The organism is Streptomyces sp. NPDC006314, from assembly GCF_040613075.1.
Lineage (GTDB): Bacteria > Actinomycetota > Actinomycetes > Streptomycetales > Streptomycetaceae > Streptomyces.
Genome location: NZ_JBEXRL010000006.1, coordinates 175,059 through 197,432 on the forward strand (window position 1 = coordinate 175,059; position 22,374 = coordinate 197,432).

At 73.2% G+C, this 22,374-nt stretch carries 22 protein-coding genes; 15 read left to right on the top strand and 7 right to left on the bottom strand.

The genetic code is table 11. The features are described 5' to 3' along the window. Positions 1-394: 394 nt before the first annotated feature. Positions 395-1,075 carry a helix-turn-helix domain-containing protein gene (locus tag ABZ079_RS13345; protein ID WP_356939545.1) on the bottom strand — a complete coding sequence of 227 codons (681 nt, stop codon included), beginning with the start codon at positions 1,073-1,075 and terminating at the stop codon, positions 395-397. A gap of 100 nt (positions 1,076-1,175) precedes the next feature. Between ABZ079_RS13345 and ABZ079_RS13350 the strand changes: the two genes are divergently transcribed. From ABZ079_RS13350 to ABZ079_RS13370, 5 genes are all read left to right on the top strand, one after another. Next, a complete protein-coding gene (locus ABZ079_RS13350) occupies positions 1,176-1,739 on the top strand; it encodes an NAD(P)H-dependent oxidoreductase (protein WP_356939546.1) in 564 nt (187 codons plus the stop codon). 268 nt (positions 1,740-2,007) lie between these two features. Further along, positions 2,008-2,982: an alpha/beta hydrolase gene (locus ABZ079_RS13355; RefSeq protein ID WP_356939547.1), complete on the top strand. Its 975-nt coding sequence runs from the start codon at positions 2,008-2,010 to the stop codon at positions 2,980-2,982. Between the two features lie 231 nt (positions 2,983-3,213). Further along, positions 3,214-4,638 carry an amidase gene (locus ABZ079_RS13360; protein WP_356939548.1) on the top strand — a complete coding sequence of 475 codons (1,425 nt, stop codon included), beginning with the start codon at positions 3,214-3,216 and terminating at the stop codon, positions 4,636-4,638. Positions 4,639-4,664: 26 nt separating this feature from the next. After that, a complete protein-coding gene (locus ABZ079_RS13365) occupies positions 4,665-4,883 on the top strand; it encodes a hypothetical protein (protein ID WP_356939549.1) in 219 nt (72 codons plus the stop codon). 148 nt (positions 4,884-5,031) lie between these two features. Next, positions 5,032-6,519 (top strand): SPFH domain-containing protein, encoded by a 1,488-nt coding sequence (locus tag ABZ079_RS13370; RefSeq protein WP_356939550.1) that lies wholly within the window; start codon positions 5,032-5,034, stop codon positions 6,517-6,519. A 30-nt stretch (positions 6,520-6,549) separates the two neighbouring features. Here ABZ079_RS13370 and ABZ079_RS13375 read toward each other — a convergent pair whose 3' ends face one another. From ABZ079_RS13375 to ABZ079_RS13385, 3 genes are all read right to left on the bottom strand, one after another. Then, positions 6,550-8,130 carry a hypothetical protein gene (locus tag ABZ079_RS13375; protein WP_356939551.1) on the bottom strand — a complete coding sequence of 527 codons (1,581 nt, stop codon included), beginning with the start codon at positions 8,128-8,130 and terminating at the stop codon, positions 6,550-6,552. 102 nt (positions 8,131-8,232) lie between these two features. Then, complete coding sequence (locus ABZ079_RS13380; protein ID WP_356939552.1) at positions 8,233-8,661, bottom strand: hypothetical protein; 429 nt, start codon at positions 8,659-8,661, stop codon at positions 8,233-8,235. 136 nt (positions 8,662-8,797) lie between these two features. Beyond that, positions 8,798-9,469 (bottom strand): helix-turn-helix domain-containing protein, encoded by a 672-nt coding sequence (locus ABZ079_RS13385; RefSeq protein ID WP_356939553.1) that lies wholly within the window; start codon positions 9,467-9,469, stop codon positions 8,798-8,800. A gap of 115 nt (positions 9,470-9,584) precedes the next feature. Between ABZ079_RS13385 and ABZ079_RS13390 the strand changes: the two genes are divergently transcribed. Further along, the gene (locus ABZ079_RS13390; protein ID WP_356939554.1) at positions 9,585-10,043 is read left to right on the top strand and encodes a hypothetical protein; all 459 of its coding nucleotides are present in this window, start codon (positions 9,585-9,587) and stop codon (positions 10,041-10,043) included. A 55-nt stretch (positions 10,044-10,098) separates the two neighbouring features. Then, positions 10,099-10,545: a type II toxin-antitoxin system PemK/MazF family toxin gene (locus tag ABZ079_RS13395; RefSeq protein ID WP_356939555.1), complete on the top strand. Its 447-nt coding sequence runs from the start codon at positions 10,099-10,101 to the stop codon at positions 10,543-10,545. A gap of 132 nt (positions 10,546-10,677) precedes the next feature. Here the strand turns inward: ABZ079_RS13395 and ABZ079_RS13400 are convergent, their stop codons facing one another. Then, complete coding sequence (locus ABZ079_RS13400) at positions 10,678-11,490, bottom strand: TIGR02452 family protein (protein ID WP_356939556.1); 813 nt, start codon at positions 11,488-11,490, stop codon at positions 10,678-10,680. Positions 11,491-11,764: 274 nt separating this feature from the next. On the opposite strand from ABZ079_RS13400, the gene egtA reads away from it, so the two are divergent. The 4 genes from egtA to egtD are packed head-to-tail and all read left to right on the top strand — an operon-like array spanning position 11,765 to position 16,174. Next, a complete protein-coding gene (gene egtA, locus ABZ079_RS13405; RefSeq protein ID WP_356939557.1) occupies positions 11,765-13,108 on the top strand; it encodes an ergothioneine biosynthesis glutamate--cysteine ligase EgtA in 1,344 nt (447 codons plus the stop codon). Further along, a complete protein-coding gene (gene egtB, locus ABZ079_RS13410; protein WP_356939558.1) occupies positions 13,105-14,439 on the top strand; it encodes an ergothioneine biosynthesis protein EgtB in 1,335 nt (444 codons plus the stop codon). Before egtA ends, egtB begins: the two co-directional genes overlap by 4 nt. Continuing rightward, positions 14,439-15,218, top strand: coding sequence for an ergothioneine biosynthesis protein EgtC (egtC, locus tag ABZ079_RS13415; RefSeq protein ID WP_356939559.1), 780 nt, complete (start codon positions 14,439-14,441; stop codon positions 15,216-15,218). Before egtB ends, egtC begins: the two co-directional genes overlap by 1 nt. Next, positions 15,215-16,174: an L-histidine N(alpha)-methyltransferase gene (gene egtD, locus ABZ079_RS13420; RefSeq protein WP_356939560.1), complete on the top strand. Its 960-nt coding sequence runs from the start codon at positions 15,215-15,217 to the stop codon at positions 16,172-16,174. Before egtC ends, egtD begins: the two co-directional genes overlap by 4 nt. 1 nt (position 16,175) lies before the next feature. Here the strand turns inward: egtD and ABZ079_RS13425 are convergent, their stop codons facing one another. Further along, positions 16,176-17,432, bottom strand: a complete 1,257-nt coding sequence (locus ABZ079_RS13425) for an extracellular solute-binding protein (protein WP_356939561.1) — start codon at positions 17,430-17,432, stop codon at positions 16,176-16,178. A gap of 211 nt (positions 17,433-17,643) precedes the next feature. Between ABZ079_RS13425 and ABZ079_RS13430 the strand changes: the two genes are divergently transcribed. After that, positions 17,644-17,859: a dodecin gene (locus tag ABZ079_RS13430; RefSeq protein WP_067043298.1), complete on the top strand. Its 216-nt coding sequence runs from the start codon at positions 17,644-17,646 to the stop codon at positions 17,857-17,859. Between the two features lie 4 nt (positions 17,860-17,863). Here ABZ079_RS13430 and ABZ079_RS13435 read toward each other — a convergent pair whose 3' ends face one another. After that, on the bottom strand, positions 17,864-18,355 hold the full coding sequence (locus ABZ079_RS13435; protein WP_356939562.1) for a hypothetical protein: 492 nt from the start codon (positions 18,353-18,355) through the stop codon (positions 17,864-17,866). A 317-nt stretch (positions 18,356-18,672) separates the two neighbouring features. Here ABZ079_RS13435 and ABZ079_RS13440 point away from each other — a divergent pair, with 317 nt between their 5' ends. From ABZ079_RS13440 to ABZ079_RS13450, 3 genes are all read left to right on the top strand, one after another. Then, complete coding sequence (locus tag ABZ079_RS13440) at positions 18,673-19,680, top strand: LLM class flavin-dependent oxidoreductase (protein ID WP_356939563.1); 1,008 nt, start codon at positions 18,673-18,675, stop codon at positions 19,678-19,680. Positions 19,681-19,761: 81 nt separating this feature from the next. Next, complete coding sequence (locus ABZ079_RS13445; RefSeq protein WP_356939564.1) at positions 19,762-19,950, top strand: antitoxin; 189 nt, start codon at positions 19,762-19,764, stop codon at positions 19,948-19,950. Positions 19,951-20,021: 71 nt separating this feature from the next. Then, on the top strand, positions 20,022-22,352 hold the full coding sequence (locus tag ABZ079_RS13450; protein WP_356939565.1) for an excinuclease ABC subunit UvrA: 2,331 nt from the start codon (positions 20,022-20,024) through the stop codon (positions 22,350-22,352). The last annotated feature ends 22 nt before the right edge of the window (positions 22,353-22,374 follow it).

Genomic DNA, 22,374 nt, shown 5'->3' on the forward strand with positions numbered 1-22,374 from the left:
CCGGTCGCGGACGCGGCCGGGACGCTGACTCCCCGGCGGATCCACGCCCTGCCGGTCGGCCGTCGCCGGGACCGGGGCCCAGGCGTCCCACTGCCCGGCGACGCCGCCCATCCCATGCCACCGTTCGCCGGCGAGGGCGCCGGCCTGACTCCGGCCGTCGCGCCGAGCGGGGCCTCGCCCTGGCCACGCACCCCGGGGACCACGAGGCCCCCTGGTCGCCCACGAAGCCGGGATGTTCCCGCGCGCCGAGGCGTCGGCGGCGGCGTCCGCGCACAGCGGGGACCTGCTGTTCCGCGCAAACGCACCGCAGGGGCCGCTCGGCATGCTCGCCGGCCGGGTCGGCTGAGCCGCCCTCGGCGGGCGGTCGGCGGGACGGTTCAGGCCACGAGCGGCCTCAGTGTGGCGCGTCCGTGCGGGTCGTCCGGGCGACCAGGTCGATCCAGCCGGCCTCCAGCCGTTCCATGGGCATCCCGCACTGCCGGGTCAGATGGTGGATCAGGGCCGGGTCGAGCGAGGCCATCAGCGTGTGGGACAGCAACTCGCAGTCGGCGTCCGGCACGATCTGCCGGAGCAGCATCGCGACGTGCGTGCGCAGCGCCCCGACGGCAGGGTGGGAGAACCGGCGGTTCGGCTCCGGCTGGGCGGCCAGGTGCAGATCCAGCTGCTCCGCGGAGCGGTACAGCACGGCCACACCGAACGCCCGCAGCCGCGCGAGGGGCGGCGCCCCGGGTCCGAGCGGCGCGGGCCCGCTCATGAAGTCGGCCTGCAACTGCCTGCTCGAGTGGTCGAGCAGGGCCATCAGCAGCCCCGTGCGGTCGCCGAAGCGACGGAAGACCGTGCCCTTGCCCACCTGGGCCGCGGCGGCCACCGCCTCCATCGTGACCCCGGCCACCCCGTACTCCGCGATGAGACGGGCAGCGGCCTCCAGGAGCCGGGCCCGGTTGCGGGCCGCGTCGGCGCGCAGGCAGGGTTCTGCGGGAGCCGGGCCGACGGTGAGCAACTGAGGGGTGTCGAGGGGCTCCTGAGGCTGGGGAAAGGGCGGCAAGGCGCTGGGCATGAAGACAGCGTAAAGCATCGGGAAGAAAACTGGACCACGGTCCGTTTTGGGTGGTACAAAGCTTAACCGGACCTCGGTCCGGATCGTAACAGCGATATTCAGCCCCCTTGGAGTTCCCATGTCCGTCCGCATACTCGCGCTCGTCGGCAGCCTTCGCGCCGGTTCGCACAACCGCCAGCTCGCCGAGGCGGCTGTGAAGCTCGCACCCGAGGGCGCCGAGGTCGAGGTGTTCGAGGGCCTGGCCGACGTCCCGTTCTACAACGAGGACATCGACGTCGAGGGCAGTGTCCCGGCCGCCGCCGCCAAGCTGCGCGCGGCCGCGCAGGCCGCCGACGCCTTCCTGCTCTTCTCCCCCGAGTACAACGGCACCATCCCGGCCGTCCTGAAGAACGCCATCGACTGGCTGTCCCGCCCGTACGGCGCCGGCGCCTTCGGTGGCAAGCCCGTCGCCGTGGTCGGCACCGCCTTCGGCCAGTACGGCGGCGTGTGGGCGCAGGATGAGGCCCGCAAGGCCGTGGGGATCGCCGGCGGCAAGGTGATCGAGGACATCAAGCTGTCCATCCCCGGCTCGCTGACCCGCTTCGCCGAGACCCACCCGGTCGACGACGCCGAGGTGGCCGCCCAGCTGACCGAGGTCGTGGCGCGCCTGCACGGCAACGTGGGTGAGGTCGCGGCCGCCTGAGCCGTACGTCGCCCGCACGGGGGCCGGAGCTGTTCGCAGCTCCGGCCCCCGTGCGCGTCACGGCGGACAGCTGCCGGCCGCACTCCGGGAACGGCGTGGACGCCCGGTCGGCCCGACACCGGGCAACGGGGTACGCGAAGCAGGCCGTGGCTGTTCGTTCCGTGGGCCGCCGTCGCGTACCACGCGTCACGGGGTAGGTGATCACCGGCCGCACACGTCCGCTCCGGAGCGCCGCCCGGGCGGGCTCCGAGTCACCTGAGGAGAAGCCATGCCCTTGGTCCCGCCGCCGTTCGATCCGGAACTCGCCGCCGCGCTGGAGGCGGTCGGGGACGTGACCACGCCCGGCTTCACCCTGGATGACCTGGACGCCGCCCGGCAGGCCGCCGGCCCCGAGCTGCTCGGGTTGCTGGACGTGACCCTGGACGGCGCCTTCGAGGTGGAGGACCGTAAGGTGCCGGGCCCCGAGGGCGCCCGCGACATCTCCCTCCTCCTGTGCCGCCCGGCAGCCACGACGCCCACGGCCCCGCTGCCGGTGATCTACCACGTACACGGCGGCGGCATGATGACCGGGACCAACCGGGTCGGGGTGACCGAACCCCTGGCCTGGGCGCGCGACCTGGGCGCCGTCGTGGTGTCGGTGGAGTACCGGCTCGCTCCCGAACATCCTCACCCCGCACCCGTGGAGGACGTGTACGCCGGCTGGCTGTGGACCGTCGAGCACGCCGAGGAGATCGGCGGCGACCCGGACCGGATCGTCGTCGCGGGGGCCAGCTCCGGCGGCGGCCTCACCGCGGCGCTCGCCCTGCTCACCCGGGACCGGCAGAGCCCGCGCCCGCTCGGCCAGCTGCTGATGTACCCCATGCTGGACGACCGCAACGACACCGTCTCCGGCCATCAGATGGCGGGCCTCGGCGCCTGGGACCGCACCGCCAACGAGACCGCCTGGACGGCCTTGCTCGGCGACCGCCGCGGCGGCCCCGACGTCTCCCCGTACGCCGCCCCCGCCCGGGCCACCGACCTGTCCGGCCTGCCGCCGGCCTTTCTCGACGTCGGCTCCGCTGAGACCTTCCGGGACGAGGTGGTCGCCTACGCCTCCCGCATCTGGCAGGCCGGCGGCGCGGCCGAACTCCACGTCTGGCCGGGCGGCTTCCACGGCTTCGACGCCCTGGCCCCCGAGGCGGCCCTGTCCCGGTCGGCCCGGGCGGCACGAGTGCGGTGGCTGCGGCGGCTGCTCGCCCGGTGACGTTCACCCGGACGGGGCGACGAGGGCGACTCGGCTCAGGCGGCGAGTGTCCGGCGTGCGGGGCCACCGCTCCCGCCGAGTTCCCCAGGCGACCAGGTACGGCAGCCGGCCGGGCATCAGCGGGCACCACCGATACCGAAGACACCCGTGCGCAAACGGTAGGCGTGTCCCCCGACATGAGGTTACCGTTCGGTAGACATCGTGCCCGGAGCCTCCCGGAGGTGCTCCCCCATGACGCCCGACCGTGCCGCAGGCCTCGCGGAGACCCGACGCGCCCTCGCCGACGGGGAGGTGACCTCCCGCGCGCTGGTGGAGCAGGCCCTCGCCCGGATCGAGGCCACGCAGCCGACGCTGAACGCCTTCCGTATCGTGCGCGCCGGGGCCGCGCTCGCCGAAGCCGACGCCTGCGACCGGGAGTTGGCCGCAGGAGTGCGCCGCCCGCTGCTCGGGGTGCCGGTGGCGGTCAAGGACGACATGGACGTGGCCGGCGAGCCGACCGCGTTCGGCTGCCGGGGCGAGTTCCCGCCGGTGGCGGCGGACGGCGAGGCGGTACGGCGGCTGCGCGCGGCCGGTGCCGTGATCATCGGCAAGACCAACACGTGTGAGCTGGGGCAGTGGCCGTTCACCGAGGGCCCGGCGTTCGGCGAGACCCGCAACCCGTGGCACACCGGGCACACACCCGGCGGCTCCTCGGGCGGATCGGCCGCCGCCGTCGCCGCCGGACTCGTCCCGGCCGCGCTCGGCTCCGACGGCGCCGGCTCGGTGCGCATCCCGGCCTCCTGGACCCACCTGATCGGCATCAAGCCACAGCGCGGCCGCATCTCCACCTGGCCTCGCGGGGAGTCCTTCCACGGCATCACGGTCAACGGCACCCTCGCCCGCACGGTCGCCGACGCGGCCCTGCTGCTCGACGCGGCGAGCGGCAACCACGACCGGGACCCGCACCGGCCGCCCGCGCTGACGGTGGCGGACGCCGTCGGCCGCGACCCGGGCCGGCTGCGCATCGCCCTGTCCCTGAAGCCGCCGTTCACCGCCGTACCCGCCCGCCTGGACCCGGCGGTCCGGGCGCGGGTGGCCGAACTCGCCGAGAAACTGGCGGCGCTGGGCCACGAGGTCGAGGAGGCGGATCCGCCCTACGGACAGATCGGGCTGACCTTCGTACCGCGTGCCACCGCCGGGATCGCCGAGCGGGTCCGGGAGGCCCCCGACCCCGCGCTGCTCGACCGGCGCACCCGGGACGCGGCCCGGCTGGGCCGGCTGCTCGGCGGGCCGCCGCTCAGGGCGGCCCGGCGTGCCGAGGCGGTGCTGCACCGGCGGATCGGCGCGTTCTTCCGGTCGTACGACGTGATCCTCGCACCGACCACGGCCGCTCCCCCGCCTCGTATCGGCGCCCTGTACCGGTTGAGCGGGTTCGCCACGGACCGCGCGATGATCGCCGCGTGCCCGTACGCGTGGCCCTGGAACGTGCTGGGCTGGCCGGGCGTGAACGTACCCGCCGGGTTCGTGGACGGTGGCCTCCCGGTCGGTGCCCAACTGCTCGGTCCGGCCGGCAGCGAGCCCCTGCTGGTGTCCCTCGCGGCGCAGTTGGAGGCGGAGCTGCGCTGGCACGAGGTGTGGCCGCCGCAGCAGGCGGAAGCCGGCACACCGGCCGCGTGACCGCGCTCCGCCCGTACCCTGTGCCCATGGGTGACGCGTCGATGGTCGGGCTGATGGGTCGGGTGACGGGAACGGTCGGACCCGGGCTGGTCGGCGAGGTGATCGTGCGGGTGCGCGGCGGCGCGGAGCACTTCCTCGCCTACCCGGCCGACGGCACCGGCCGGATCGAGCCGGGCACGGTGGTGATGGTGGTGGAGTACCTGCCGCCGAGAACGGTCTACGTCACGGGGGCGTACGACAGCTGACCGGGCACCAGGTGAGCGCGTTCCGCCCCAGGTGAGGGCGGTATGCGTCAAGATTGCCACAAGGATTCGCCGTCGTCTTCCCGGCGCGTCCCGGCGGGCGCACACTCCCTTCGTTCGGTGCCGAAAGGGCACCATGCAAAGGGGGCGTATGCCGATGGTTGTCGGCGTCGTTGCGGGGGCGGTCGTTGTCGCCGTCCTCGTGTTGATCGGTCTGTTCAAGATGATGTGGCGGGTCGCCGAGCCGAACGAGGCACTCATCATCTCCGGGTCCAAGCACCGCACCGAAGGCCTCGAGGAGGGCATGGGGTTCCGCATCGTCACCGGGCGCGGCACGATGGTGCTGCCCGGTGTGCAGGCGGTGCGCAAGCTGTCTCTCGACCTCAACGAGACCGAGCTGCACGTGGACTGTGTCACGCACCAGGGCATTCCGCTCAAGGTGCGGGGCGTGGTCATCTTCAAGGTGGGCGACGACTTCGTCTCGATCGCCAATGCGGCCCGCCGTTTCCTGGACCAGCAGAAGCTGATGTCGGAGCGGGTGCACAACGTCTTCGCCGGTCATCTCCGCTCGATCGTCGGCGGGTTGACGGTCGAGGACATGATCCGCGACCGGGAGAAACTGACCGGGCAGACCCGGGCGGCCTGCGGTACGGAGATGGAGAAGCTGGGCCTGATCGTGGACTCGCTGCAGATCCACGAGATCGAGGACCCGACCGGCTACATCCAGAACCTGGCGATGCCACACGCGGCGGCCGTGCAGCGGGACGCGCGCATCGCGCAGGCGGAGGCGAACCGGCTCGCCACCGAGGCCGAGCAGCAGTCGTTCGCGCGGATGGCGGAGGCCACCCGGGACAGCGAGATCCTGCAGGCCGGCTACCAGGCCGAGCGGGACAAGGCGGCGGCGAAGGCCCAGCAGGCCGGACCGCTCGCCGCCGCGGGGGCCCGGCAGGAGGTCGTCGTGCAGGAGACGCGGGTCGCCGAGCTGGAGGCGCAGCGGCGTGAGCAGCAGCTCCAGGCGGACGTCCGCAAGCCGGCGGACGCGAAGGGGTATGAGAAGCGGACGCTGGCCGAGGCCGAGCGCGACGCGCGGATCTCGGCGGCCGAGGCCAAGGCGAGGGAGACGGAGCTGGCGGCCGCCGCCGAGGCGACCCGGGTGAAGGCCGCCGCCGCCGCCGAGGCCGAGGCGACCAAGTCCCGCGGTGCGGCGACCGCCGACGCCACCCGGGCCACCGGTGAGGCCGAGGCCGCCGCCGCACAGGCGAAAGGCCTGGCGGAGGCCGCGGCGACCAGGGCCCAGGGTCTGGCGGAGGCGGAGGCCATCAAGGCCCGCGCCGCCGCACTCGCCGAGAACCAGGAGGCGGTCGTCGCCCAGCAACTCGCCGAGAAGTGGCCGGAGATCGTCCAGGCGGGTGCGTCCGCGTTCGGCAACGTGGACAACATGGTGCTACTCAACGGCGCCGACGGAATGGGCGAGTTGTTCGCCAAGGCGCTCACCATGGGCGGTACGGGCCTGGGTCTCGCTCGCAGGCTGCTGGCCACGATGGGTGACAACGGGCAGGCCGTGAACGGGACTTCGTCCTCGCTCAACGGCGTGGTGACGCCTCCGTCACAGAAGGTGCCCGTGGAGCAGGAGGGCTGAGGAAGGGGTGCTGCGTGTGGCCGGGGTCCCTCACCAGGGGCCCCGGCCGTCCGTGTCCAGGAGCCGCTGGACGGTGCCCGGGTCCAGGGCCGGGTTCGCGGCGGCGGCGTGGGCGAGTTCCTCGTCATGGAGGAGTTCCGCCAGGCGGGGCCGGGCCAGGTTCGGGTGGCGGGCCAGGGCGGCCCGCACCTCGGGGTCGGGGTCCCTGGTGAGCCGCTCGACGACGGCCGGCTCGGCCCGCGGGTCCCGGGCGACCAGGGCGCGGACCTGTGGGTCGGCGTGGCCGGCGAGGTCGGCGAGACCGGTGCGCGGGAAGTTCGGCCGGGTGGTCAGACGGGCGCGCTCGCGGCCGGTGTACTCCAGGAAGCTGCGCAGCAGCAGGGCTGCCGGGGCGTCCGGATGGTTCTGGGCGAGCAGGACGCGCACGCCGAGGTCGTCGTCCTCCGCCAGCCGGTCCACCAGGTCCGGCGGCAGCGTCCGCTCCTGCGCGGCCCTCCTGCGCAGCAGTGGGTGCCCGGAGAGCGCGTCCCGGCGGATGTCGTCCGGGTCGCGGGACACCCAGCCCTGCGCGTGGACACCGAACACGCGGTCCGTCGGGACCGTGCAGTCGACGCGGGCGCGTTCCCGCTCGCTGAGCGCGGGGTGGACGGACACGGCGAGCCGTACCCCCGGGTCGGGGTCCACCGCGAGGACGCCTCGCTCGTGGGCGTCGAGGTCCGCGTGATGGGCGACCGCCCGGCGCACCTGAGGGTCGGGGTCGCCGACGAGTGCGCGGCGCTCCGCCGGTCCGAGGTCCGCCCGGCCCGCGATGCGCTCCCGTACCTTCGGGTCCGGATCGGCAGCCAGGAGGACCACCGCGTCGGCCGGGAGCGTGGGATTGCCGGCGATCGCCGCCTTCTCGTCGTCGTCGGCCGGTGCGGTGAGGACGCCTTCCACGACGGCTCGGCTGAGGGCCCGGTGGAGCAGGATGTCGGTGCGGCCGTGGCAGGGATGCGGGGGCAGCACGCTCTCCACCCACACGGGGTCCTCGAGGCGAGCCTGCGCCTCGGCCCGCTCGCGCACGCCCTCGTCCGGATCCGCCAGCAGCGCGGCCCGTCGTTCGGCGGACAGCGACCCCCAGCGTCCGGCACCCGCTCGGCGGACCTCGGCGACCGGATGAGTGGGCATGGACCGGATCAGGTCCCAGGACATCTGCTGCCAGAAGCCGATCGAGCCCAGCGGCTCGTCACCGTCGTACGTCGTGATCATGTGTACGACGGTCTCGTCGGGCAGGGGCCTCGGCCGGTCCGGGAGGGGCACGCGGGGCCCCTCGGCGAGGTGGGCGCGGACGATCCAGTCCGGATCGTCGGCCAGCCGGGCCCGCTGGTCGGGTTCGACATGGGGATTGACGGCGAGGAATCCGCGGGTCCGCGGGTCCGGGTGTTCGATCACGGCGTCCACGACGGCCGCCGGCAGATCGCGGTCCCGGCACAGCACCATCCGTACGACCGACGGCGCCTCGGCGAGCAACCGGAGGAGGACGTCCTGGGGGGCGGACGGGTTGAGCGCGAGCCCGGCGAGCCGGCGGGTCGCCAGGTCGGCTTCCTCCCAGATCTGCCCTGGTGTCGGCATGCCGTGCGTCTCCCCCGTGCGTGCACCGGCCTCGCGGCCCCGGCCGACGACCCTACGTGTTCCGGCCGGCTCCGCGCGGGGTGCCTTTCCCGAGGGGCCCCGTCACACCGTGAGCAGGCCGGCTCCCAGGGCGATCAAGGCGGCGGCCTTGAGGATCTCCAGCGCCACGTACCAGAGGTGGCTGCGGGAGCGGGGCAGTTCCTCGCCCGCGAGGACCCGGTCGGACCGGCGGTTGAGGCGGGGGCGGACGACGGCCAGCTGGGCGAGGAGGAGTACCGCCACGGTCACGGTCAGCGCGGTGATGCCCGCGGTGGCGCCGCCCAGGGCGACCGCGGCGATCACGACGGCCGCCAGCGCCGACTCGACGGCGTTCAGCGCGCGGAACACCAGGCGGCCTATGCCCAGTCCGATGGGGATCGTCACGCCCGGAGCACCGAACTTGAGCGGTGCCTCCAGAAAGGAGATCGCCAGCACCATCCCGAGCCAGACGAAGGTGACCGCGCTCGCGGTGGCGGCGGACGTGGCGTTCATCGACGTGGGGCCTTTCCCCGCCGGGTTCGGCGGTCGGGTTCGTTTCGGCGGGCCGGTCGTTTCGGCGGGTGGAGTCCGTCCCGGTGGGTGGCAGACGGCCGGGGTGCGCGCAGGGGCGGGGCCTGAATCGGTTGGTTCAGCCGGCGGTCGTCTTCGCCAGGTGCGCCACGCAGGAGTCCGGTTCGGCGAACGGCTCCAGGCCCCTGGCCGTCAGCGGCGCGCCCAGTCGCTCCAACGCGCCCTGCATCAGGCCGAGATGGAGCGGGCACACCAACCGGCCGTGTTCCTCGGCGAGTTCCAGGAACGGGCAGTGCCGCAGCCGGATCCGCTCCGGTGACCGTCCGGCATCGTCGCCGCCCTCCGGCCGCGGTGCGAAGCCCAGGTCGTCCAGCAGGGCGACGAGTCCGGACACAGAGCGCTCGGCCGTCGGCCGCTCGGACAAGGGCAGCGGGTGGACCAGGGAACGGCCCCAGGCGCGGCCCGTCTCCATCGCCTCCTCGCGTGCCTCGGCCGGATCGGCGGAGGCCCACCGGCTGAGCAGGAGGCGCGCGAGGAACCGGTAGTCGCGTACGCCGCCGCGGTCCATGCCGGGGCGGGGGGTGTAGACGGTTCGGGGCCGGCCCGGTCCCGAGGACGCCGCGGCCCGGCGCTCGGCCAGGCCTTCGGACACCAGGGCCTCCAGGTGGAACCGCACGGTGTTGGGGTGGACGCCCATCCGCTCGGCCGTCTCCGCGACGCCGAGCGGCGATCCCGCGGTGTGCAGCACGTCCAGCACCTCTCGGCGGCGGGGGCTCTGCCGCGTCGTCACCGTCGCCCTCCTTCTCTACCTGCGCTTATTTTTCACGAATCCTACCTGTATTAATTGTAGGGTGAGCAGTGGCACCCATGGGCAGGGGAAACAGCGGAGCAGAGGGGAACACCAGATGACGTCGCCGTCGGCGATCGACAGCGGGCCGGATCCGCGGGTGCTGTGCGACGTTCGGGCCTTGGCGGAGGCGCCGCCCGTTCCGGCCGGCGTCCTGTGGAAGCTGGCCGAGAGCGGACGCCAGCTGGACGCCAATGTGGTCCGGCTCGCGCCGGGGGGACGGATCACGGCCCACACCGAGACGCAGCTCGACGTCATGCTCGTCGTCGTCGCCGGGGCCGGCCTACTCGGCGAGGACCCCTCGGCCGAACCGCAGCCGCTCACCGAGGGCGCCCTGGTCTGGCTGCCGCACGGTGCCACGCGCAGCATCACCGCCGGGGAGGCCGGGCTGACCTATCTGACCGTCCACCGCCGCCGCCCCGGTATGCGGATCGGCTCACGCCCGGGCGCGTCCCCGGAACCGCCCAGCGGCGCCTCCCCCGTCCCGCCGCCGCCCACCGGGACCTCACCGGCCTGACGTCCGGGCGGCGGGCGCCTGTTGCCCCCGGAAAGCGAACCACTAGGGTGCCTGCGTGAGCACGTCCACCGATGAGAACGTCCCCGGCCGCCACGGCCCCCACGCCACCGCCGAGGCCGACCCGCGCGAGGTCGGCCGGGTGCGCACCGAGTACTCCCCGGCCCACGACGGCGACCCGGACCCCGGGGAGATCGTGTGGACCTGGGTGCCGTTCGAGGAGAACGACGGCCGGGGCAAGGACCGCCCCGTCCTGGTCGTGGCCCGGGAGGCGGCGGGTACGTTCCTCGCCGTGCAGCTCTCCAGCAAGCGGCACGACGGCGACCGGGAGTGGGTGGCGATCGGCAGCGGGCCGTGGGACCGGTCGGGACGCGACTCATGGGTGGCCGTGGACCGCGTGCTGCGGCTGCACGAGGAGGGCATGCGCCGCGAGGCGTGCGCGCTGGACGCGATGCGTTTCAACCTGGTCCGCCGGCGGCTCTACGAGCGCTACGGCTGGACCTGACCGGCTCGTTCGCGGCCGTACGACCGGCGCGCCGGCCCCGCGCCGGCCATCCGGCCGGCGCCCGCCGTCGTGACGCGTCGAGACCCGGGCCCCGACGGCGTGAGGTGATCACGACGCCATTACGACCCCGCGCTACGCGAACGCCCGCAGGAAAGCCTGTCGCACGACCGCTCCCGGTGTCCGGTCCAGCACTCCGAACACGACGTGCTCGAAGGACCTCGCGAACCGGCCTCCGGGGCCGAGCGGCACCCGGAAGGCTTCCGCGACCTGCGCCGGGTCGTTCTGGAAGACCCCGCAGCCCCAGGCGCCGAGCACCAGCCGGCGGTAGCCCTGTGCCGCGGCCACCTCCAGGACCCGCTCGGCCCGCTGCGCCAGCGCGCCCGGCAGCTGGGTGGCACGCTCGGGCGCCGTACGCCGTACGACGCCCGCGTTGGGGGCGGCCGCGGTCAGGAATCCCGCGAGGTATGGCTCCGGGAGCAGCCCGCCCCGGTCGTCACGGAAGACCGGGACGGCCGGTGAGTGGATCACCCGGTCCGTGTAGAACGGGTCGCGGTCGGCGCGGTGGTGGTCGTAGAAGGCGCGGGCCGTCAGCAGACAGGTGTGCAGCGCGGAGGCGCGGCACAGGGCCTCCTCCTGGGCCTGCGCGCCGTTGAGATAACCGCCGCCAGGATTCCGGGCCGAGGCGAAGTTCAGGACGGCGACCGGAGCATCGGCCAGCCGGCGGGCCGCCTCCAGACTGCTCTCACCGGTCGCCTGGAGGACGGTGTCGACCTCGGCTCCCCGCGGCTCCACCGGTACCGGTGCGGGCCCGAACATCCTCGTGCCCGCCCTCGCGGCGTCGATCGCCGCAGCGAGGGACACCTCCCGGCCGTCCGGCGTGCGGTACCGGCCCGCCGCGACGATGCGTTCCGTCTCCGCGGCCATACCGCGCAGGCGTGCGCTCACGGCGCCACCCCCGTGGGCGCCGCGACCGCGGCCTGCGCGGTATCCCCCGTCGTGCTCATGCAGGCATCCTGGGTGATCCTGGTGATGCGGTGCAACGGAGTTTCCCGCCCGCGGAACGGTCTGGAAACACACGCGGAAACGGAGATGACCGATCCGGAACGTCCAGCAGGGGGCCCTTGTGCGAAACGGCTCAAGGGTTTTGGGTGGAACGAGCGCCCGCCCGGCCCTGTCGAACCGGGCCGGTGGCATGGTGGAATCTCAGGAGGATCCCGACATGTCCGATTCGCGAAGCGATGGTGGTGACTGTACCGAGCACCGCGTCGCTGTCACCGAGCCCGAGGTGGAGGCCCTGGTCAAGGGCATCTGCTTCAAGACCGGACCACCTCGCACCCTCGGTGTGGAGCTGGAATGGCTCGTCCACGGGCTGCGGCAGCCGCAGCTCCCCGTGACCCCTGACCAACTGAAAGCGGCCTACGCCACGTTGCGGGCCGTGTCCCTTGGGTCGGCCCTCACCGTCGAACCCGGCGGCCAGCTGGAGCTGAGTTCGCCGCCCGCCGCCTCCCTGATGGAGTGCATCGGCATCGTCTCCGCCGACCTGGACACCGTCCGCGCCGCCCTCGCGGAGGACGGCCTCGGCCTCGTCGGCATCGGCCACGACCCCTGGCACCCACCCCGCAGGTTCCTGCACGAACCGCGCTACGACGCCATGGAGACCTGCCTGGACCGCGCCGGTCCGGCCGGCCGGCACATGATGTGCGCCTCAGCCTCCGTCCAGGTCTGTGTGGACGCCGGCCACGAGGAGCCCGGCCCCCTGGGACACGGGCGGCGCTGGTGGCTGGCCCACCAGCTGGGCGCGGTCCTGGTCGCCGCGTTCGCCAACTCCCCGCTGATCGGGCGACGGCCCACGGGCTGGGTGTCCACCCGGCAGCTGATGTGGATGGAGATCGGCCCCGGCCGGGCGGGCGGTCCCCCGCTGGAGGGTGATCCGCGGTCCGTGTGGGCGCGGCACGTACTGGACGCGCCGGTGATGTGCGTCCGCCGCGGCAGCGGGCCGTGGGAGGTTCCCGACGGGCTGACCTTCCGGGAGTGGACCCGCTCCCGGTCGCCTCGGCCGCCCACCCGGGCGGACCTCGACTATCACCTGACCACCCTGTTCCCGCCGGTCCGGCCGCGCGGCCACCTGGAGCTGCGGATGATCGACGCGCAGCCCGGCGAGGACGGCTGGATCGTGCCGCTCGCCGTGACGGCGGCGCTGTTCGACGATCCGGAGGCCGCCGAGACCTCCTACCGGATCGTGAAGCCGCTCGCCGAGCGGGCGCTGAACCGGCCCGCGCCGCACAACCCGCTGTGGGCCGACGCGGCCCGGTGGGGGCTCGCGGACCCGGAGCTGTGCGAAGCGGCCACCGGCTGTTTCGCGGCGGCGCTGGAGGCCCTGCCCCGGCTCGGCGCCACCACCCGGGTCACGGATGCCGTGGCGGCCTACCTGGACCGCTACGTCGCCCGGGGCCGCTGCCCGGCCGACGACCTGCTGGACGGGCTGCGCGACCCAAAGCGGTCCCGGCCCGGCCGCATCGGGGGCACGCCCACCGCCCATGGGAGGAAGGACATCCGCACATGACCGCCCCCGAGACCGACACCACCGGTGAGCCGGACATCGAGGCCCTGCGCCGGCGCGCGCTGGCCTCGCTCACCACCGCCCGTGACCGCACCACGCTGCTGACCACCTGTGTCGAGGAACCGGACCTCACCGCCCAGCACTCTCCGCTGATGTCCCCGCTGGTGTGGGACCTCGCGCACATCGGCAACCAGGAGGAGCTGTGGCTGCTGCGCGCGGTCGGCGGCCGGGAGGCGATGCGGCCCGAGATCGACACCCTCTACGACGCCTTCGAGCACCCTCGTGCCGAACGGCCCTCGCTGCCGCTGCTGCCGCCCGTCGAAGCCCGGCAGTACGCAGCCGAGGTGCGCGGCCGGGTCATGGACCTGCTGGAGGGCGCCGACTTCCACGGCACCCGGCTGACCGCGGCCGGTTTCGCCTTCGGGATGGTCGCCCAGCACGAACAGCAGCACGACGAGACGATGCTGATCACCCATCAGCTCCGCAGGGGGCCACAGGCCCTGACCGCGCCGGACCCGGAACCGGCCCCCCTGTTCACCGGACCGGCCGAAGTCCTGGTCCCCGGCGGCCCGTTCACGATGGGCACCTCCGCCGAGCCGTGGGCGCTGGACAACGAACGCCCGGCGCACCCGCGGGAGGTCGCGCCGTTCTGGATCGACACGACTCCGGTGACGAACGGGGCGTACCAGGCGTTCATCGAGGACGGCGGTTACGACACCGAGCGCTGGTGGGCACCGGAGGGCTGGGCGCACATCAGGCAGCACTCCATCACGGCCCCGCTGTTCTGGCGCCGGGACGGCGGCCAGTGGCTCAGGCGCCGGTTCGGGGTCACCGAGGTCGTTCCGCCGGACGAGCCGGTGCTGCACGTGTGCTGGTACGAGGCCGATGCCTATGCCCGCTGGGCCGGACGCCGGCTGCCCACCGAGGCGGAGTGGGAGAAGGCGGCCCGCTTCGACCCGGGCACCGGCCGCTCGCGGCGCTACCCGTGGGGCGACGCCGACCCGGCGCCCGAGCACGCCAACCTGGGTCAGCGTCATCTGCGGCCGGCGCCCGCCGGGAGCTACCCGGCCGGTCAATCGCCTCTCGGAGTACGGCAGTTGATCGGTGACGTGTGGGAGTGGACGGCGAGCGACTTCCTGCCGTACCCGGGGTTCCAGGCGTTTCCGTACAAGGAGTACTCGGAGGTGTTCTTCGGCTCCGACCACAAGGTGCTGCGCGGCGGTTCGTTCGCCGTGGACCCGGTGGCGTGCCGGGGCACGTTCCGCAACTGGGACTACCCGATCCGCCGGCAGATCTTCTCCGGGTTCCGCACGGCCCGCTCGGAGGCCGTCTGATGTGCCGGCACCTGGCCTATCTGGGTCCGGAGGAGCCGCTCGGCCGGCTCCTCGTGGAGCCCCCGCACAGCCTGTTCCGCCAGTCGTGGGCGCCGCGACGGCAGCGCTACGGGACGGTCAACGCCGACGGTTTCGGGGTGGGCTGGTACGTCCCCGGGGATCCCGTCCCGGCCCGCTACCGGCGGGCCGGGCCGATCTGGGCGGACCAGTCCTTCGCCGACCTGGCGCGGGTGGTGCGCTCCGGTGCCGTGCTCGCGGCCGTACGCGACGCGACGCTCGCGGGCGCGGACGCCGAGGCCGCGGCGGCGCCTTTCGCGGCCGGGCGGTGGCTGTTCAGCCACAACGGCGCGATCGCCGGCTGGCCGGACGCGGCGGCACCCCTGGTGTCCGCGCTGCCCGCGGTCGACCTGCTGTCGCTGCAGGCCCGTAATGACTCGGCCTTCGTCTGGGCGCTGGTCCTGCACCGGCTGCGTAGCGGCGACGACCCCGCCCAGGCCCTCGGTGAGACGGTTCGCCGGCTCGCCGAGGCGGCCCCCGCCTCCCGCCTCAACCTTTTGCTCACCGACGGCGACACGATCACTGCCACCGCCTGGGGCGACACCCTCTGGTACCGCACGGAGCCCGGCCGCGGCACGGTCGTCGCCTCCGAGCCGTACGACGACGACCCGCTGTGGCAGGAGGTCCCCGACCGCACCGTGCTCACCGCGAGCCGCGCCGGCGCGCTGCTCGCCCCGCTGGAGGATCCGGCGGCCGTACCCCCGAAGGAGCCCTGTACGTGAGTCCCCTGCACGTCACCCGTACCCTCCCCGAGGACGCGACGGACGCAGCGCTGCGCGCCGACGTCTTGCACGGCCTCACCGCCACCCCCAAGTGGCTGCCGCCGAAGTGGTTCTACGACGCCCGCGGCAGCGAGCTGTTCGACCAGATCACCGAACTGCCCGAGTACTACCCCACGCGCGCCGAGCGGGAGATCCTGGCCGCCCGGTCCGGAGAGATCGCCGCCGCGAGCGGTGCCCGTACGCTGATCGAGCTGGGCTCGGGCTCCTCGGAGAAGACCCGCTATCTGATCGGCGCGCTCCCACTCTCGGCCTACGTGCCGGTGGACGTCAGCGAGAGCGCCCTCACCCAGGCCGGGCAGGCGCTCATCACCGAACGCCCGGACCTCGAAGTCCACGCGCTGATCGCCGACTTCACCGCCCCGCTGACCCTGCCGGCCACGCCCGGCCCCCGGCTGCTGGCCTTCCTCGGCGGCACGATCGGCAATCTGCTGCCGGCCGAACGCGCCGCGTTCCTGGCCTCCGTACGGGCCCTGCTCGTCCCGGGCGACGGGCTGCTGCTCGGCACGGACCTGGTCAAGGACGAGCAGGTGCTGGTCCGTGCGTACGACGACACGGCCGGGGTGACGGCCGCGTTCAACAAGAACGTGCTGGCCGTCGTGGACCGGGAGCTGGGTGCCGACTTCGATCCGGACACCTTCGACCATGTGGCGCTGTGGAACGCCGAGCAGCAGTGGATCGAGATGCGGCTGCGCTCCCGTACCGCGCAGACCGTGAAGGTGCCCGCACTGGACCTCGCCGTGCACTTCGCGGCGGGCGAGGAGCTGCGCACCGAGGTGTCCGCGAAGTTCCGCAAGGAGGGTGTGGCCGCCGAACTCGCCTCTGTCGGACTGGAGTTGGCGCACTGGTGGACGGACGCACAGAACCGCTTCGCACTGTCGCTGAGTGTGGTGCGGTGAGTCAGCCCACGTCCGGGGTGAGCGCCTCGGTGATCTTCCGCGAGGCCCGGCGGGCCTCGGCCGCCGGGTCCGCCCCTGTGAGCACCCGGGTCATGTACTCCTTGATCGGGTTGTCGGCCTCGACGTCGGCCCACTGAGGGGTGTGGGGGGTCGCCCGGCCGTGCGCCGCGCCGGCGGCCATGGCGGCGACCCCCTCCTCGCCGGCGACCGCGCCGGCCAGGGTGGTCTTGTTGGGCACGTAGTTCATCGTGCGGGCGAGTTCGGTGTCCCACTTGGCGCCGGTGAGCGCCCCGACGACGGCGGTCGCGGCGAACTGGTCCTCGGTGTTCTGCGGGACGACGAGGTCGGAGCCGCCGGTGAACACGGTGCCGGGCCGGGCGGCGGTCCTGCCGGGCACCGGGAAGAAGCCGAGCCGGTCCTTCAGGTCCGGGTTCTGCCGCACGATCGAGTGGGCGAGCCCCGGTACGGCGACGAGCTGCGCCACCTTGCCACCGGCGAACACCCCGGCCTGGGGCGGGTGTTCCTCGTCGGCGCCCACGGGACCGTCGCCCAGCGCCTGGAGCCGCCGGTAGAAGTCCATGCCGCGCAGCGCGGCCGGCGCGTCCAGGGTGCCCTGCCATTCGTGGTCGTTCTCCCGGGCGAGGTCGCCGCCCTCGTCCCAGATGAAGCCGGAGAGCGTGTACCAGTCCTGTCCGGCGAGGTAGATGCCCTGGTTCCCACCGGAGTCGAGCTTCTCGGTGTCGGCGAGCCATTCGTCGCGGGTCTTCGGCGGGCGGGTGATCCCGGCCTGCTCGAACAGGTCCTTGCGGTAGATGACGACGCGGTTGGCCGCGTACCAGGGGATGCCGTACTGCTGGTTGCCGTCCTTGCCGGGTTGGGCCAGGCCGGGCAGCCACTTCTCCTTGCCCCAGTCGCGCATCGACTCCAGCGTGAGGTCGACGAGCCGGCCGCCGTCCGCGTACAGCGGCACCTGCGTGTTGCCGACCTCGATGACATCGGGTCCGTCCCCGGAGTCGTCGTCGAGTGCCCCTCGGACCTTCTCGACGATGCCGGTCCATTCCTGGATGCGGATGTCGAGGCGCAGGTCCTTGTGGGTGTGCTCGAAATCCTCGGTGAAGCGCTGCAGGAACTCCTCGGAGGCGCTGTCCTTCATCAGCCAGACGGTGACGGTCTTCCGTTCCTGTCCGCCGGGAATCATCCCGCAGGCGCTGACGAGGGAGCCGGTGACACAGATGAGGGCGAGCAGACGACGTCTCACGAGGGGTCCTGTTCTGTCTGGCATGGGCGGTGCGGACAGGGGTGGGAGCCCGATCGTGGGGGACGAGCGCATGCACTCGTACGGGTGTGCTGGATTTTGGTACGGACCAATGCGCAGGGTCAAGGGCTGCCCCGGTAGGCGCGTGACGCCGTGCGGGCCGGGCGCGGATGCGGCACGGTGGAGTACGGCGTGACACGAGAGGAGCACCCGCATGTCGAACCACACCTACCGGGTCACCGAGATCGTCGGTACCTCGCACGAGGGCGTCGACCAGGCCATCCGCAACGGCATCGCCCGCGCCGACCAGACCCTGCGCAACCTGGACTGGTTCGAGGTGACGCAGGTCCGCGGCCAGATCGAGAACGGGCGGATCGAGCACTACCAGGTGGGCCTGAAGGTGGGTTTCCGCATCGAGGACGGCGACTAGCCCGTCAGGTACGCCCTTCGCGCTCCTGCGCCTCCTCCAGCACGGCGGACGAGGCGGCCCAGCGGGCCCGCACCACGGCGAACCCGGCCCGCTCGGCGTCGTCGCAGACCAGTTCGTCGTCGTCGACCAGGACCCGGACCTCCCGGTTCCGCGCGAGCCGGCGAAGGATCTCCAGCTTCGTGAACCGGGCCGGTCTGCGGTCGGCATTGCTCCGCATGTACACGCGCCCCTCCGGCAGTCCGTGGGCCGCGAGCCATTCCAGCGTGTCCCGTCGGCACCGCTCGGGGCGGCCCGTGAGATAGACGACCTCACACTCCCGGGCGCTCTCCACGGCCAGTGTCACCCCTTCGGCGAGGGGCTGATCGTCGGGCGCGGCGGCGAAGAACGCGTCCCAGTTCCGCGGCCGGCCCTCCAGGAAGTGCTGCCGGTGGGCGGTGTCGGCCAGGGTGTTGTCGAGGTCGAACACGGCGAGCGGAGGCGGGCTGCTGTCTGTCACACGGTCACCCTAGCCAGGCCGCGGCGTCCGGCACGCCCTCGCACGATCGCTCATGAGATCTGTTTTCATCAGCGGCCTCGGCGCTTGCCACAGCACCGAGGAGGCACCTCATGGACGTTCGCCGGCGCCTCGTACCGCAGCGGCTGGTGAGGGGGGCGTACGAGCGCGGGCCGCTACGCGCGGAGGGCTGAGCGGCCACCACGCACGACCCGCCCGGGCCGGGACGCCCGTCACCGCCCCGCCCGGTTCCCTCGCGCACGCGCCCTGACTGGAAGTGACCGCGGGAATCCCGGGCCCCTCAGGGCGTTGAACTCTGCGTGAGCAGCTCAGTGATCGCCCGGACCCGGTTCTCCGTCCTCGACCGCTCCCGCACCCGCGAGGGCCACCCGCCCGCCGAGGCGCTGCGGGACACCGTCGCACTGGCACGGGAGGCGGAGGCGCTCGGCTATCACCGCTTCTGGGTGTCCGAGCACCACGGCGTCCCCGGGGTCGCCGGTTCCGCACCGACCGTGCTCGCCGCGGCGGTCGCCGGGGCCACCCGGACGATCCGGGTCGGCACGGGCGGGGTGATGCTGCCCAATCACCGACCGCTGGTCGTCGCCGAGCAGTTCGGGGTGCTGGAGGCGCTGTTCCCCGGACGGATCGACATGGGGCTCGGCCGTTCCGTGGGCTTCACGGACGGGGTGCGCAAGGCCCTCGGCCGGGACAAGGGGGACGCCGAGGACTTCACGGCCCAGCTCGGCGAGGTGCTGGACTGGTTCGCGGGTACCTCGCCGACCGGGGTGCACGCCCGCCCCCCGGAGGGCCTCGAGGTGGCGCCGTTCGTGCTGGCGATGGGCGAGGGCGCGCGGATCGCGGCCCTCGCGGGTCTGCCGATGGTCATCGGCGACCTGCGCGGCCGGGAGAGGTTGCTGCGCGGCATCGACCAGTACCGCTCCCTGTTCCGCCCCTCTGCCTGGGCGGCCGAGCCGTACGTGGTGATCTCCGGCACGATCGCGGTCGCCGGCACCGAGGAGGCGGCGCGGCGGTTGCTGGTCCCGGAGGCCTGGTCGATGGCGTACTCACGCACCCACGGCACCTTCCCGCCCCTCGCCCCCGCCGAGGAGGCCGAGGCCCGGACGATGACCGCCAGGCAACGGGACTTCTACGAGTCCTCCCTCACCGGTCATCTCGCCGGCACCGCGGAGCAGGTCACCCAGGAACTGGAGACGGTGCTGAAGGAGACCGGCGCCGAAGAGGTCCTGGTCACCACCAGCACCTACGACCGTACGGCGCTGCTGGACTCCTACCGGCGGCTTGCCGCACTGTTCGCGCCGGGCGGCTGAGGCCCGGCCGCCCCGAGATGCGAACCCGGCGTGCGCCGGTGACCCTGGGAGAGCAGGCCGCAAGCGACGAGGAGGGCTGTCATGTCCTTCATGGACAAGATCAAGGGCATGCTCAAGGGTCATGAGGGCATGGCCGACAAGGGCATCGACAAGGGCGGCGACTACGTCGACCAGCGCACCGGTGACAAGTACAAGCCGCAGGTCGACACCGGACAGGACAAGCTGAGGGACGAGTTCGGCACCCCGCAGGACCGGCCCCCGCAGTCCTGACGAGCCGGGGGGCGGGCTAGAATCGCGGGGTTTGTCCCCGTCCCGGCAGGCCCGTACGGAGTGTCCCCCCGATGCACAGCTCCCATGACCCGTACGTCCGCGTCCGCGGCGCCCGCGAGCACAACCTCAAGGGTGTCGACGTGGATGTCCCGCGGGACGTACTGGCCGTGTTCACCGGCGTGTCGGGCTCGGGGAAGTCGTCCCTGGCCTTCGGCACGATCTACGCCGAGGCCCAGCGGCGCTACTTCGAGTCGGTCGCGCCGTACGCGCGTCGGCTGATCCACCAGGTCGGGGCGCCCAAGGTCGCCGAGATCACCGGACTGCCGCCCGCGGTCTCGCTGCAGCAGCGGCGCTCGGCCCCCACCTCGCGCTCCTCGGTGGGCACCGTCACCAACCTCTCCAACTCCCTGCGCATGCTGTTCTCGCGCGCCGGGGAGTACCCGCCGGGCGCCGAGCGGCTCGACTCCGACGCGTTCTCGCCGAACACGGCGGCCGGTGCCTGCCCCGCGTGCCACGGCCTCGGCCAAGTGCACGAAACCACTGAGGAGTTGCTGGTCCCGGATCCCTCGCTGTCGATCCGCGGGGGAGCCATCGCCGCCTGGCCGGGTGCCTGGCAGGGCAAGAACCTGCGGGACATCCTCGACACGCTCGGCTACGAGGTGGACCGGCCCTGGCGCGATCTGCCCGCCGGACAGCGCGAGTGGATCCTGTTCACGGACGAGCAACCGGTCGTCACCGTGCACCCGGTCCGCGACGCCGACCGCATCCAACGGCCGTACCAGGGCACCTACATGAGCGCACGCCGATACGTGCTGAAGACCTTTTCGGACACCAAGTCCCCGACGCTGCGGGCGAAAGCCGAGCGCTTCCTGGCCAGCGCGCCGTGCCCTGCCTGCGCGGGCAGCCGGCTGCGGCCCGAGGCGCTGGCGGTGACCTTCGGCGGCCGGACCATCGCCGAGCTTGCAGCGCTGCCACTGACCGACCTGGCCGGACTGCCGGCCGGCAGCACGGAGACGGCCAGGGTCCTCACACAGGATCTCAGGTCCCGCATCGCACCGGTGGTCGAGCTGGGCCTCGGCTATCTGAGCCTGGACCGGGCCACCCCCACCCTCTCGGCGGGCGAGCTGCAACGGCTGCGGCTTGCCACACAGTTGCGCTCCGGGCTCTTCGGTGTGGTGTACGTGCTGGACGAGCCGTCCGCCGGACTGCACCCGGCGGACACCGAGGCGCTGCTGACCGTGCTGGACCGGCTGAAGGCGGCGGGCAACTCGGTGTTCGTCGTGGAGCACCATCTGGAGGTCGTGCGCGGCGCCGACTGGCTGGTGGACGTGGGTCCCGGCGCGGGCGAGCACGGCGGACGCGTGCTGTACAGCGGGCCGCCGGCGGAGCTGGCGTCGGTCGAGGACTCGGCGACCGCCGCGTTCCTCTTCGACGAGTCACCGGGACCGGCACGTGAAGCCCGTGAGCCCCGCGCATGGTTGACGGTGGGGCCCGTGACCCGGCACAACCTGCGCGCGGTGACGGCCGAGTTCCCCCTCGGCGCGTTCACCGCCGTCACCGGGGTCTCCGGATCCGGGAAGTCCACCCTCATCGGCGAGCTGACGCAGGACCTGGAGGGGGTGGACCGCCTGGTCCGGGTTGATCAGAAGCCGATCGGACGCACCCCGCGGTCCAACCTGGCCACCTACACGGGTCTGTTCGACGTCGTACGCAAGGTGTTCGCGGTCACCGAGGAGGCGCGGGCGCGCGGGTACGGCGTCGGACGCTTCTCCTTCAACGTGGCCGGGGGGCGCTGCGAGACCTGCCAGGGCGAGGGGTTCGTCAGCGTCGAGCTGCTGTTCCTGCCGAGCACGTACGCGCCCTGCCCGGACTGCGGCGGCGCCCGCTACAACCCCGAGACGCTGCGGGTGACGTACCGGGGACGGAACATCGCCGAGGTGCTCGACCTGACGGTGGAGGCCGCGGCGGAGTTCTTCGCGGACATCCCGGCCGCGGCCCGGAGCCTGGGCACGCTGCTCGACGTGGGCCTTGGCTACCTGCGGCTCGGCCAGCCGGCGACCGAGCTGTCCGGTGGCGAGGCCCAGCGGATCAAGCTGGCGAGCGAACTGCAGCGCGGCCGCCGTGGCCACACCCTCTACCTGCTGGACGAGCCGACGACCGGACTGCACCCGGCCGACGTAGAGGTGCTGATGGACCGGCTGCACGGGCTGGTCGACGCCGGGCACACGGTTGTGGTGGTCGAGCACGACATGACGGTGGTCGCGGACGCCGACTGGGTGATCGACCTGGGACCGGGCGGCGGCGACCGAGGCGGCCGGATCGTGGCGTCCGGCCCTCCGGCACGGGTGGCCCGGGCGGCGGACAGTGCGACAGCGCCCTATCTGACGCGGGCGCTGCCATGAGAAGCCGGGTGGCTTCAGCCGG